General features: G+C 29.4%; 12 protein-coding genes and 1 pseudogene. 4 read left to right on the top strand and 9 right to left on the bottom strand.

Going from position 1 to position 13,933, the window contains the following annotated elements; translation table 11 throughout:
• Window positions 1-63: 63 nt before the first annotated feature.
• Window positions 64-1,194 carry an N-acetyldiaminopimelate deacetylase gene (locus ACUSRV_RS09695; protein ID WP_490141748.1) on the bottom strand — a complete coding sequence of 377 codons (1,131 nt, stop codon included), beginning with the start codon at window positions 1,192-1,194 and terminating at the stop codon, window positions 64-66.
• 169 nt (window positions 1,195-1,363) lie between these two features.
• On the opposite strand from ACUSRV_RS09695, the gene ACUSRV_RS09690 reads away from it, so the two are divergent.
• The 4 genes from ACUSRV_RS09690 to dapD are packed head-to-tail and all read left to right on the top strand — an operon-like array spanning window position 1,364 to window position 4,783.
• Window positions 1,364-2,362 (top strand): aspartate-semialdehyde dehydrogenase, encoded by a 999-nt coding sequence (locus tag ACUSRV_RS09690; RefSeq protein WP_490141747.1) that lies wholly within the window; start codon window positions 1,364-1,366, stop codon window positions 2,360-2,362.
• A gap of 30 nt (window positions 2,363-2,392) precedes the next feature.
• Window positions 2,393-3,274, top strand: coding sequence for a 4-hydroxy-tetrahydrodipicolinate synthase (gene dapA / locus ACUSRV_RS09685; RefSeq protein ID WP_490141746.1), 882 nt, complete (start codon window positions 2,393-2,395; stop codon window positions 3,272-3,274).
• A gap of 11 nt (window positions 3,275-3,285) precedes the next feature.
• Window positions 3,286-4,035: a 4-hydroxy-tetrahydrodipicolinate reductase gene (gene dapB, locus ACUSRV_RS09680; RefSeq protein WP_490141745.1), complete on the top strand. Its 750-nt coding sequence runs from the start codon at window positions 3,286-3,288 to the stop codon at window positions 4,033-4,035.
• 19 nt (window positions 4,036-4,054) lie between these two features.
• The gene (gene dapD / locus ACUSRV_RS09675) at window positions 4,055-4,783 is read left to right on the top strand and encodes a 2,3,4,5-tetrahydropyridine-2,6-dicarboxylate N-acetyltransferase (RefSeq protein WP_490141744.1); all 729 of its coding nucleotides are present in this window, start codon (window positions 4,055-4,057) and stop codon (window positions 4,781-4,783) included.
• A 128-nt stretch (window positions 4,784-4,911) separates the two neighbouring features.
• Here the strand turns inward: dapD and hpt are convergent, their stop codons facing one another.
• From hpt to prdD, 8 genes and pseudogenes are all read right to left on the bottom strand, one after another.
• Complete coding sequence (hpt, locus tag ACUSRV_RS09670; RefSeq protein WP_490141743.1) at window positions 4,912-5,451, bottom strand: hypoxanthine phosphoribosyltransferase; 540 nt, start codon at window positions 5,449-5,451, stop codon at window positions 4,912-4,914.
• Window positions 5,452-5,608: 157 nt separating this feature from the next.
• Window positions 5,609-6,925 (bottom strand): L-cysteine desulfidase family protein, encoded by a 1,317-nt coding sequence (locus ACUSRV_RS09665; RefSeq protein WP_490141742.1) that lies wholly within the window; start codon window positions 6,923-6,925, stop codon window positions 5,609-5,611.
• A 159-nt stretch (window positions 6,926-7,084) separates the two neighbouring features.
• On the bottom strand, window positions 7,085-8,863 hold the full coding sequence (locus tag ACUSRV_RS09660; protein WP_490141741.1) for a sigma-54 interaction domain-containing protein: 1,779 nt from the start codon (window positions 8,861-8,863) through the stop codon (window positions 7,085-7,087).
• Window positions 8,864-9,076: 213 nt separating this feature from the next.
• Complete coding sequence (locus ACUSRV_RS09655) at window positions 9,077-9,655, bottom strand: class I SAM-dependent methyltransferase (protein WP_490141740.1); 579 nt, start codon at window positions 9,653-9,655, stop codon at window positions 9,077-9,079.
• A gap of 114 nt (window positions 9,656-9,769) precedes the next feature.
• Window positions 9,770-10,405, bottom strand: a complete 636-nt coding sequence (locus ACUSRV_RS09650) for a single-stranded DNA-binding protein (RefSeq protein WP_490141739.1) — start codon at window positions 10,403-10,405, stop codon at window positions 9,770-9,772.
• A 145-nt stretch (window positions 10,406-10,550) separates the two neighbouring features.
• Window positions 10,551-11,420, bottom strand: a complete 870-nt coding sequence (locus ACUSRV_RS09645; protein WP_490141738.1) for a sulfite exporter TauE/SafE family protein — start codon at window positions 11,418-11,420, stop codon at window positions 10,551-10,553.
• Window positions 11,421-11,625: 205 nt separating this feature from the next.
• Complete coding sequence (locus tag ACUSRV_RS09640) at window positions 11,626-12,633, bottom strand: proline racemase (protein ID WP_490141737.1); 1,008 nt, start codon at window positions 12,631-12,633, stop codon at window positions 11,626-11,628.
• Between the two features lie 13 nt (window positions 12,634-12,646).
• A pseudogene (gene prdD / locus ACUSRV_RS09635) lies at window positions 12,647-13,885 on the bottom strand (proline reductase cluster protein PrdD).
• Window positions 13,886-13,933 lie beyond the last annotated feature (48 nt).

Raw genomic sequence — 13,933 nt, 5'->3', positions numbered from 1 at the left:
TTTTTGTATTGTTGTCATGTATCAAAATTTTATACACCAAGGGGTTAGTTAAAATACAAATATTTAATATATACAGTTTTTATATTTTAATAAAGTAACATATGTATCTATTCCATTTAATAAGATATTTTCATCAAAATTGAAATTTATATTGTGAAGCCCATTTACATATCCCTTTTCTTCATTTCTAGATCCTAACATAAAAAATAAACCTGGAACTATATTTTGATAATAAGAAAAATCTTCAGATATCATAAGAGGATCTAATGTTACTATGTTTTCTTTTCCAACAGCATCTACAAATTCTGCATATAAATTCTCATCGTTATTTACAGCAGGATAATCATCTTTTATATTTATTTTTATCTTGCAATCATATCCAAGTTCATAGCCTTTAGCTATATTATTTATTCTTTCTTTTATTTTGCTATAAATTTCTGGTTTAAATGCCCTTATAGTGCCCTCAAGTCTTACATGCTCTGCTATAACATTTCTTCTTACGCCACCAGACATTTTACCTAAAGTAACTACTGCATTATCTATAGGGCCTATATTTCTTGATACTATAGTCTGTAGACTACTTATGAAATTTGAAGCTATTACTATAGAGTCTATACCATTTTGAGGCATAGCACCATGACCACTTTTACCTATTATATCTATATCAACTTCCCCAGTCTGAGCTAAAAAATATTTTGGCCTAATACCTATATATCCTTCATTTAATTCGGGATATATATGCAGACCGTATATTTCATCTATATTATATGTTTCAAATATACCTTCATTTATAAGTGGCAAAGCTCCCCCAGGACCTTCCTCAGCTGGTTGAAATATAAATACTATGTTATCATTTAATTTTTCTTTATTGTCATTTATATATTCTATAAGCCCTAATAATACGCTCATATGCCCATCATGGCCACATATGTGAACAACTTTGCCATCATCAGCACTAAGACCATCTATATCAGCCCTAAAAGCTATTGTTTTATTTCCTACTCTTCCTTTTATCTTTCCTACTATTGCTGTTTGTAAATATGTTTCATATGTAACATTTATAGACTCTAAATAATTTTTTATATAGCTTGATGTGTTATATTCTTCTTGGCCTATTTCAGCTATTGAATTTAATTTTTTACGGTGATTTATAACTTTGTCTTTTAGATATAATATACTATTATTTTTTATCATTAAAAGTCCTCCTCTTTTGTCAACTGTAGTATTTACCATATTATATTACTTTGTTATACTATTTTAAATATATTTTTTACTTTGTATACTATAATCATATATTTCATATAAATAGAATATATCATAATTGTGGTATTCATATACTTTTATTTTAAAAGGAGGACTTTTCATGAGAAGAATTAATGTAGCGATAGTTGGTGCTACAGGTATGGTAGGAAGAACTTTTCTTAAAATTTTAGAAGAGAGAGATTTCCCTATAGATAATCTTTATTTATTTTCTTCTAAAAAATCAGCTGGATCTATTGTTAACTTTAAAGGACAAAGCTATGTAGTTGAAGAACTTTCAGAAACTTCATTTGACAGAGATATCCAAATAGCCTTATTTTCAGCTGGTGGAGATATTAGTACTAAATTTGCACCTATAGCCTCATCTAAAGGTGTTATTGTTGTGGACAATTCTAGTGCTTGGAGAATGGATCCTAACGTTCCATTAGTAGTTCCTGAAGTTAATGCTGAAGAGGTTAAAAATCATAATGGTATAATAGCAAATCCTAATTGTTCTACTATTCAAGCTGTTGTTCCTTTGAAACCACTTCATGATGCTTACACTATAAAAAGAATTGTGTATTCAACTTACCAAGCTGTTTCAGGTTCAGGTATGAAAGGCACTAAAGATTTAGAAGAAGGTATTAAAGGAAATCAAAACACATTCTATGCTCATCAAATAGCTTATAATTGTTTACCTCACATAGATGTATTTACAGAAAATGGTTATACCAAAGAAGAGATAAAGATGATAAATGAGACTATGAAAATATTAAAGGATTATAACTTAAAAGTAACAGCTACTACAGCTAGAGTTCCTGTTTTAAATAGTCACAGCGAGTCTATTAATGTTGAATTTGAAAAGGAATTTGAACTAAAAGATATAACAAAATTACTTGAAAATTCACCTGGTGTTGTAGTTGTAGATAATCCTTCTAAAAATGAATACCCTATGGCTATAACTTCTAGTGGAAATGACGATGTTTTTGTTGGAAGAATAAGAAGAGATTTCAGTGTTGATAACGGTATAAATATGTGGGTAGTAGCTGACAATATAAGAAAAGGGGCTGCTACTAATGCAGTTCAAATAGCAGAATTACTTATGAAATATGATTTAGTATAAATTAAAAATATTTTGGGAGGGTGATTTTAAATGTTATTTAAAGGTTCTGGAGTTGCTTTAGTTACACCTTTTAAAGATGGTAAAATTAATTTTGATAAATTAGGAGATATTGTAGAATATCATATAGAAAACAACACAGATGCATTAATAGTCTGTGGAACTACTGGTGAAGCATCTACTATGAGTGATGACGAACAGTTAGCTACTATTAAATTTGTTATAGATAAAGTAAATAAAAGAATTCCTGTTATAGCTGGTACAGGTTCTAATAATACAGCTCACTCTATACATTTAAGTAAAGAAGCAGAAAAATTTGGAGCAGATGGGTTACTTATTATAACTCCATACTATAACAAAACTACTCAACCTGGAGTTATAGCACATTTTAAAGCTATAGCTGAAAGTGTAAATATACCTATAATAGCATATAATGTTCCTGGAAGAACTGGTGTTAATATAAAACCTTCTACTTTATTAGAACTATCTAAAATCAAGAACATAGTAGCTGTTAAAGAAGCTAGTGGAGACATTGCTCAAGTAGCTGAAATGGCAAGATTAGTTCCAAAAGATTTTGCTATATATTCAGGAAATGACGACATGATATTGCCATTATTATCACTTGGAGGCCACGGAGTTATATCTGTTGTCGCTAATATTTGTCCTAAGGATACTCATGACTTAGTGGATAAGTTTTTCCAAGGAGACTTAGAAGGCTCTAGAAAACTACAATTAGATATGAAACCTTTAATAGATTCTTTATTTATAGAAGTAAATCCTATCCCTGTAAAAACAGCTATGAACTTATTAGGTTTTGAAATGGGAGAATTAAGACTTCCTCTTGTTGAAATGACTCCTAGCAATTTAGAAATACTAAAAAAAGAGTTATCAAACTATGGATTTAGACTGTCATAGGAGGAAATACTATGTTAAAGGTTATAGTTAATGGTTCATTAGGTAAAATGGGAATTGTTTTAACAAACTGTATTAAAGAAGACCCTGGTTTAGAGCTTATTTGCGGTATTTCTAAACATGAACATGAAGAAGTTGGCTATAAGTTATACAAAGACATCTTAGAAGTTGAAGAAAAATGCGATGTTATAATAGATTTTTCTCATCCATCTTCTTTAAATTCAGTCCTACAATATGCTATAAAAACGAAAAGTTCATTAGTAATTGCTACAACAGGATATAACGAAGAAGAATTAGAAAAAATAAGAGAAGCATCTAAATCTATACCAATATTTCATTCTTCTAATATGTCTTTAGGAGTTAATGTATTATTAAAATTGGTTAAAGATGCAGCTAAGGCCTTAGATGGATTCGATATAGAAATAATCGAAAAACATCATAATAAAAAAGTAGATGCTCCTAGTGGAACTGCTTTAATGATAGCAAATTCTATAAAAGAATCTTTGCCAAAAATAGAATATAACTACGGTAGATACGGAAGAGATGCAAAACGAAAAGAAAACGAATTAGGAATACATGCAGTTAGAGGTGGCACTATCGTTGGAGATCATGATGTTGTATTTGCTGGAAATAACGAAGTTATAGAGATAAGCCACAAAGCTCAATCTAAAGAAATATTTGCTCAAGGATCTATTAAAGCAGCTAAATATATAGTAACTAAAGAACCTGGTTACTACAATATGAATAGTATGATAAGCGAATAATACTGGAGGTTTTAAACAAATGATAAACTTAAATGATTCATATGAAATAGCAAAATTTATAAAAGAAGCAAAGAAAAAAACCCCTGTTACTGTCTATGTAAACGGTAAATTAAGTTTTAGTAATAAAGATGATATAAAAATATTTGGATCAAATGAATCCTATATATTAATAGGAGATTTTGGAAAAATAAAAGAAATATTAGAAGAAAATAATTCAAATATAACTGATATTCATATTGAATACGACAGAAGAAATTCTGCCATCCCTTTATATAACTACTTAAACGAACATGCTAGAATAGAACCTGGAGCTATAATAAGAGATATGGTATCTATAGGAAACAATGCAGTTATTATGATGGGAGCTGTAATAAATATAGGTGCTGAAATAGGTGAAGGCGCTATGATAGATATGAATGCGGTAGTAGGTGCTAGAGGTATAATAGGTAAAAACGTACATGTTGGAGCAGGATCTGTTGTTGCAGGCGTTCTTGAACCTCCTTCTGCTACTCCAGTTATAATAGAAGATAATGTTTTAATAGGAGCTAATGCTGTTATATTAGAAGGAGTTAAAGTTGGAGAAGGATCTGTCGTTGCAGCCGGATCTATTGTAACAAAAGATGTTCCTTCTGGAGCTGTAGTTGCAGGATCTCCTGCTAAAATTATAAAAATGAAAGATGAAAAAACTGCTGACAAAACTAAATTAATGCAAGGACTAAGATCTATAGATCCAGATGAAAACAAATAAAAAAATTCGCTTTACTCATGTCGCCAACGCCCTTGAAAAAAGGTCTGTTGCTCAAGTTAATATGTTGGAAATTAAAATTTCCTTAATTTAAAAATGATGGCATTAAAATGCCATCATTTTTTATTTGTTTATCTTTCTTCATCTGTTACAACAAAAACGTATGGTATGTTTCTATAGTAATCCCCATAATTTAGCCCATATCCAACTACAAACTTATCTTCTATTGTAAATCCACAGTAATCTGGAACTAAGTCAGCTTTTCTTCTACTCGGTTTGTCTAATAATACACAACATTTTACACTTGATGGGTTTTTAGTTTTTAAGTGATCCATAACAAATTTCATAGTTAACCCTGAGTCTGTTATATCATCTACAACTAATACATCATAACCTTGAATATCATCTGTTATATCAGATAACATACTAACTTGCCCCGATGTTTGCTCTCCATGACCATAGCTTGAAGTGGTCATAAATCCAATTTTAACAGGTATATCCATATTTCTTACTAAGTCAGCTGTAAATATAAAACTTCCCTTTAGTAAAGATATAACCATTAAGTTTTTATCTTTATATTCCTGTGATAGTTGTTTTCCAAGTTCTTTTAATCTAGCTGCTATATCCTCTTCAGAACATAAAACTTCCCATTTTCTCGTTTCTATATCCATAGGTATTACCTCCGTCAGTTTAATTATATTAACTCATATTTTATATAAAAATGTCACTTTTTGCAATATATTTTGCTTATGTAGATCCAAGAAAAATAAATAGTACAATATATATTATTCCCATTAAGAGGACCTATATTGCACTATATTATAATAACTATATAATTTTATTCATATCATCCATTACATTTATAATTATTTCATCAGTTATAGCCATACCTTGAGAACTTACTCTTCCTAAATTTATTATACTGTCTTCAACTCTATTCCCAACGATTCCATTTAAAGGCGGAACTATACAATTATATTTAGCTGTTACGGCACTTTGTACGGCTGCTGATGCTGCCGATGCAAGTTTTAATGCACATCCAGATTTAGCTCCATCACATATCATACCACTTAAATTGGCTATCATATTCTCTATTGAACCTTCTATTTGTTCATAGTTTCCCTTCATTAACCAAGTTATCGCCGCAGCCGCTCCCGTTGATGCTGCAACTCCACAACCACAAACAGCAGATAATCTACCTGTATAGTTTTTTATATAAGCAGTAATCAAATGGCTTATTGCAAGTGATTTAGCTATTCTTCCTTTATTTTGAGGGTATTTTTTATTATAAGCTATTATTGGTACTATAGCCGTTATACCATGGTTACCACTTCCATTAGAGCTCATAACAGGCATTTTGATCCCCGCCATTCTTGCGTCCGATGCAGCAGCAGTCAACATCATAGCACTATTTATAAGGTCATCTCCTAATAATCCATCTTCTATTGATTTTTTTATTCCGTAACCCACACCTATACCTATCTTCTTATCTAGTGCACAATTTGCTATTTTTTCATTCATTTCTATGCCTTCTATTAAAAATTCTATATCTTCCAATTCCATGTTTTCTATTTCTTGGATTAATTCTCTTATGCTCATTTTTTCTAATAAATTTTCATCTTCGCTAGTTAAGCAAGCATCTTTAATAACAACATCCCTATTCAATAAAATTTCATTGTTCTTAGATATATATACAAAATTATCATGCTTATCTCTTATTATAGTATTAACTATGTTATTATTTCCTTTTAATGTTACGTCTATATAAACTTTTTCTTTGGTATCTGCCGGTGATATTTTTATTGTACTTTTATTTATATATTCTTCTGATATTTTGATCTGCCCTTCATCTAGACATTCTAATACACTTAATCCATACTCCGAATCTCCACCTATAATTCCCATTGCTGCAGCTATTTTAAGTCCTAACTTATCTGTTCCTGGTATACCAACACACATACCATTTTTATATACATTAGGGCTAACTAAAATATTACAATCTATTATTTCTTCATTTAATAATTCTCTCGCCTTAGCACAAGCAAGGGCTACCGCTACAGGTTCAGTACATCCTAAAGCTGGCTTTACCTCTGACTTTAATAAATTTATTAAGTATATTTCATTTTTTGTAAATGTCTTCTCCATATAACATACCTCCTAATAATTTAAACTGTTTAATTATTAAGCAAAAACTATGCCAGTTTTCAATTATAGTTATACGAAGGGTTTCACCCTTTGTTAAGTAAAAATATATTAGTTTTGTATCAAATGTAAATAAAATAGTCTCAAAATGAGATAATCATATCATTTTGAGACTATTTTATATTCCTTTAATTTCCTATATAAAGTAGCTTTTGATAAACCTAGAGCCTGCGCTGCCCTTTCTTTATCCTTTTTATAATCTTTATATTTATTTAGAGCCTTCACTATTTCTATTCTTTCTAACTCATATATAGGCATTATATCTTCATTATTTATATTTTCAAACTTACTAGTACTGTCTTTTATCTTATTTGGTATATTTTCATATTTTATTATTTCATCTATAGACATATTAACACTATATTCTATAATATTTTGCAATTCTCTTATATTCCCAGGCCAAGAATAATTCATTATACTTTCTAAAGCTTTATCTTCTATATCATATACTCTCTTATTTAGTTTACTTGAGTAAATACTTATCATATCTTTAACCAATAAGGATATATCTTCTTTTCTCTCTCTTAAACTAGGTATATTTATAGGTATAACATTTAATCTATAATATAAATCCTCTCTAAATTGGCCTTTTTGGATCATATCCTCAAGATTTTTATTTGTAGCTGCAATAATTCTAACATCTATATATGTATTATCTTTTGCACCTAGCTTATTTAACTCCCGTTCCTGCAGTACTCTAAGTAACTTAGCTTGAAGATGTAGACTCATATCTCCTATTTCATCTAAAAGTATAGTTCCCTTATTAGCAATTTCAAATTTTCCTAACTTACCACCTTTTCTAGCTCCTGTAAATGCACCTTCTTCATATCCGAATAGTTCACTTTCTAATAGGTTGTCCGGTATAGCCGCACAATTAACTGCTATAAATGGTTCATTTGACCTTGCACTGCTATTGTGAATTGCTCTAGCGAATAACTCCTTACCTGTACCACTTTCTCCAGTTATAAGAACAGTAGACATAGAGTGTGAAGCTATTAACGCCTCTTTCTTTACTTTTTCCATACAATAACTAATTCCTATTATATTATCAAAGCTTATTTTATAGTTTCTGTTTATTTGATTAAAATTATTTATTGCTGCATTCTTGTCTATAAAATCAAATACATATCCTTTTAATTCGTCATTCACTATTATGGAATTTATATTATATACCCCTTTTAACACATAGTTTTTTAGTGTATATACAAAACTATCACTTTTATGTTTATTATTTATATTCATATCCGATATCTTTATAAAAAATAGTAAATTAAGTATATTTTTGATTTCTTCATTAGATTTTATTTTAAACATATTTTTAAATTTTTCGTTATACTTATCTACATTACCATATATATCTGTAGATACTACAGCCTTGTCCATATTATTTAATAAAGTTTCGAGTTTCTTTTTTTCTATACTTAATTCTTCACTTTTATTTTGTTCTTTTAACTTACTCGATATTAGGTCTGCCATTTTGTTTAGAAAATCCATAAGATTTTTTCTATTATTTTTTATATAAATACCTTGTTCTTTACTAAATGCAATAAGGCCTATTACACCATATGATATACCATCACATATTATCGGACAACACACCTCTGCCACTTCTCTACAATTCTGTTTCCCATAACACAAGTTACATATTTTGTTGGTCTTTGGATTTTCAATTATAAACTCTCTTTGTTTTGTTAAGGATTCCTCAAATGCTGAGTTATTATCCACCTTTTTTCCTATATAATATAAATATTCCCCTGTTCCTGCGATTCTAGTAAGATTGTTATCTACTATAGTTACATCAATATCTAAAACTGATGATATAGCTTCTGCAATATTTTGTATATCTACCTTTATAGTATCTAAATTTATCATTTTTATCATTCCCTAATTTTAATATTAGACATTATATTCTTGATATCTTTTAATACAACATATATTTTATTTAAAGTGTATTGTATTGACATAAGTATTATTAAAAATACAACTAACAAGACCCATTCGTAATGTATGCTCATAAGTTTCTACCCCTTATATTTTGCCTATTTAATGAATATATTATTAAAAGACTAGGATTAGTCCTAGTCTTTATTTAATCTAAATATTTTTCGTACCTCTATAAATATATCTTTCATTTTTTATTTCTTTTAAATTCCCTACAAAATTTCTATTATTAAATATCTGTAATATTTGATTTGGATAATAATACTTTATATTATCCCCAAAAACTCTATGTTTAAGAGCTCTTAACTTTACATATAAACTCTTCATGTTTTCTTCTTCTATTATAACTTCTCCGTGTGTTTTTAATGCTCTATATAATTCTTTTAATGCTCTATTAATGTCATTTATATGATTAAAGTAGTTTAATATTATTATCTTATCAAAATAATTTTCTCCAAAAGGTAAGTATTCTAAACAACCTTTTATCGAATTACAATTTTGATTAAATACCAAAGAGTGACATACATCATGATAATGTGTGTTATCTAATATAATAACGTCTAATCCTGACATTCTAAGCTTTTGTCCAAAACTACCTATATCTCCTATAAGAAGTACCTTATCTCCAATATTATAATTTATAGCGCTAAAAAACTCTACTATATCTTTACTCTCTTCAGTAGAGTATAAGTTGTTGTTTACATCAAAATTTTCATAGACAGCACTTTTCATGATTTATCAATGTTTACTCCTTTTCTTTAGTATCTATTATCATGAAATCAATTATAATAAATTGGACTATATTATTCAATACACTTACTTTAAATTGTATAATTAAATATATTCTTATTTAACATTATTTTCAGATAACTTTTTTATCTTTGATATTGAAACTTCATAAGCTACTTTCTTTTCAACTTCTCCATTTTCTAATTTTTTTTCATATCCTCTACTTTGTACCCTACCCCACATTTGAATTCTATCTCCAATTTTTAAACTTTTAGCAAATTTGGCATTTCTTCCCCAAACGATAGATGGTATATAGTCAGATTTATTATAAGGTCTATTTATTGCTACTAATAAATCTGTTATTTCTCTTCCCAGTGGAGTTTTTCTATATATAGGGTCTTTGCATATGTATCCGTCTAAGAATATATTATTAGGGTCTTTAGATTCCTCATTTGCACATACTAGTTCTCTGGCAAATATAGTTAGTACCAATTTATTTCTTCCATCTATATTTTTATTATAAGATCTTAGTTGTCCTGTTATATCAACTACCTTAGCATCTTCTACATTTACTTCCCCTATTAATCGTTCTGATATAGTTATAGGCAATGTATCACAAGACTCACTTAATCTATCTATTTTTATTTGTGTAGTATAAAATTTTTCACCGAATATTTCGTGGCTAAATTGTAATTCTCCATTTAGTTCTCCTCTTAAACTTACAACATTAGTATCTTCTTTTAGTGTTATCATCCTTATTTCTCCCCCCATAATTAGTATTTCTTATGTTTTTTATTTTTGTTTCTATATCATAAATATATTATTATGGGACGAGATTTATTCTTAAAATATGCAAATAATAAAAGCTCATTGATAATTCAATGAGCTTTTATTATTATTAATTTATTTCTTCTTTATTTTTAGATGCTGATCTTAACATTGTTACAGAAGTATAAGCTATAACAGCTATAACTATCCACTTTAATACATCTATTGGTAAAGATTTTACAAGGTAAGCTGCTATTATAACACCTATTATACCGCCTATAGTTATTCCCATAGAAGTTTTTCTATCATAAGATGCTTCTTTTACGAATCTAACTCCAGCAACTGGCATTAAGAATGCACATGAACCCATCATTATTGGGAATGCAACGTCTGGTGACATACCTAAGAAGTATATAAGAGCCATACATGGAGCATATAATCCTATACCTGCTGTCATAAGTGCACCTAATATGAAGTTACCAACTACACCCATAACTAATTTCATTCCTGATAGTCCTATTGCATCTCCACCACCAGGCATTAATCCTAATTGACCTAATAACATTAGAATTGCAGTTGCAGCTAATGCTATACCCATAGTTACTTGTATTTTCTTTTCTGGTAAGTGAGATACTATACCTGCACCTATCCATGCTCCTATTACTGCTGCTGCAAGTAAACTTATTAATGTTACAGGTTCAACTGATATAACTGTTATAAATATAAATGCTTCCATTACAACTGGTATTGTATGAGAAACGTTTAATGTTCCTGGTATAAATTTATCAGCAGTTTGTTTAGTGAACTTTAAAAGTGCTGTTGTAGGTGCAAAAGATCCTATTCCTAATGTATCGAAAAAGTCTGTTCCAAAACCTATAAGTACTGCTTTTCCAAATGAATTTTCTTCTAAATTGTTTTTGTTAGCCATATAATCTTTAATAAATACAAATGCAAACCAAATAGTTAAGATACCTAAAACGCCTAAAATACCTGTAATCATGTTTTTACCCCCTATTATGATAGTTTTTTATTTAACAATTATTATGTGTATACATAATAACTTATTACTAATTTTTTGTTTATTTATTATCAATATTATACATTTTTTGACACCAAACTACAATGTTATTTTTAGGAAATTTCTGATTATTTAATCTTATTTTATGCAACTAAATATTTTTGAAATTTAGTTGCATAAAGTTTTATTATTTTAATATAAAACCATATTTAACAGGATCTTGTGGATCTATAACAAAATGATTAAATCCAGTTATATAAGCAGCTCCAGTTATTTCTGGTATTATAGCATCATAATTAGCTATTTTATCTTTGCCAACTATTCTTCCTTTAAATAAAGTTCCTAATATACTTTCGTATACAAATAACTCGCCTTCTTTTAGATGTCCTTTAGCATGTAGAGTTGCAAGTTTTGCACTTGTTCCAGTTCCACAAGGAGATCTATCAACCTGTCCTTGACCAAATATAACTACATTTTTGTAGTTAGCTTCTGGATGAGTAGGGTCATCGTATATTTCTACTAAATCAACAGTTTTTATATGACTTAATGTTGGATGTTCTATTTCTATAGTTTCATTTATTACATCTCTCATTTTTAGACCTATTTCAGTTAATTTTTGAGCATTTTTTGGTTCAACTTTTATTCCTAATTGTTTTGCATCAACAATAGCAAAGAAACTTCCACCAAAAGATATATCAAAAGTAACTGTACCTATTTCAGGCATTTCTATTTGAACATCTTTTTTATATAAAAAAGCAGGAACGTTTACTATTGAAACTTCTCTTACTTTTCCATTTTCAACTTTAGCTTTAGCTCTAACTATACCTGCAGGAGTATCCATAACTACATCTGTATATGGCTCTACAGATGTAACCATCCCTGTTTCTATGGCAACTGTAACAGCTCCTATAGAACCATGGCCACACATGTTTAGGTATCCTCCACCATCCATGAATATTATACCGAAATCAGCTTCATCATTACATGGTTGAGTTATTATAGAACCAAACATATCATTATGTCCTCTTGGTTCTAACATTGTAGCAGTTCTTATGTGATCTAAGTTATCTACTAAGTATTGTTTCTTTTCTGCCATTGTTTTTCCTGGTATATTAGGTATTCCGCCTATAATTATTCTAGTAGGTTCTCCCATAGTATGAGAGTCTACAGCATGTATACTATTTGTAATAAACATTTAAATAACCCCCTTATTTTTGATTTCTCATTTTTAGTTTAAGAAAAGCTAGAGCTTTTCTTGCATCAATTTCTACAATATTGTTTTCTCCAACAACTTCTGTTTCTATACCTTTTGTAGATTTATTAAAATCTACTATTGTATCCATATATTTATTAGTTACAACAAACTTAGCTTGAGTTCCCACAAAACTAAGTCCCACTACGGGTATCCCTCTTTTTCCTATTTCTTCTATTGTATTTGCGTAGTCTACATGGGAGTTACCCCATCCATCTGTAGATATTATAACTCCATCAGCTCTCATAGCCTCAAGCCATGCCGCTGTTCTTTGGCCTACAAAATACTTTTCTTTATTATCTTGAGGAGTGCCTACTACTATTATTCCCATTAAATCTATATCAGTATCATTACTTACTATATCAAGCAATGGGTCTCTAAAATGATGCAGGGAAGTTTCCTTTGTCGATGGTCCTATACCCATTATATCACCACCTTAAGTCATAGCTCTTAGTGCGCCATCTCTGTATTCATTAGGAGATATTATCATTGGAACATTTCCTATATCTATTATTGATATCCCTCCAGAAAGTCCACTTGGCTCACTAGAGAATAATTGATTATCATACATAGCACCTTGACCTGCTATTTGCTTTACTATAACTACCTTTTTAGAATTAGATCTTATCTTATCATGAAATTCATGAGACTCACTTGCTTCTCTTCCATCTTTTTCTTTTAATAACTCTCTTATATTTTGGATAAATTTATCACAAGTTCTAAAAGCTGCTAATGGTAATTTTCTATCATATGGCAATCCACCTTTTAAAGTTACGTCAAAGTGTATTATATAGTCATTTTTAGTCGGAGTACCAGCTCTTCCAAATACCATTTGTTCACTTAATAGTCCTTCTGATGACCCAAATTCGTGCATTTGCTTGCCCTCGGTGTCAGCTCCTGTCAACATTACATAAACTCCAGTTAATGTATGAGTTATACCTTCGCCCAAATCACCTAAAACTTTTGTAGATACAGGAATTATATCCATTATAGTATTTATTTCTCTATTATAATCTCCAGGCTTTATTATATTGACTTTGATATCCTCAACAAGATCTTCATTTTTTATAATGTTGTTTGTTAATTTACTGTCAATGCTTAATATACCTTTTTCTATATTGAATTTACTTCCTAATTCTACCTTATCTATATGAAAGGACTTTATAACCAGTCTTCTTAATATTTTATCTTCCATATAATCACCTATTTTTTTAAAACCCTTCTCTCTAACCGAAAGAAGGGT

It is taken from the genome of Sporacetigenium sp. TC11 (assembly GCF_058146105.1).
This window is presented reverse-complemented; position numbering and strand designations above follow the sequence as displayed.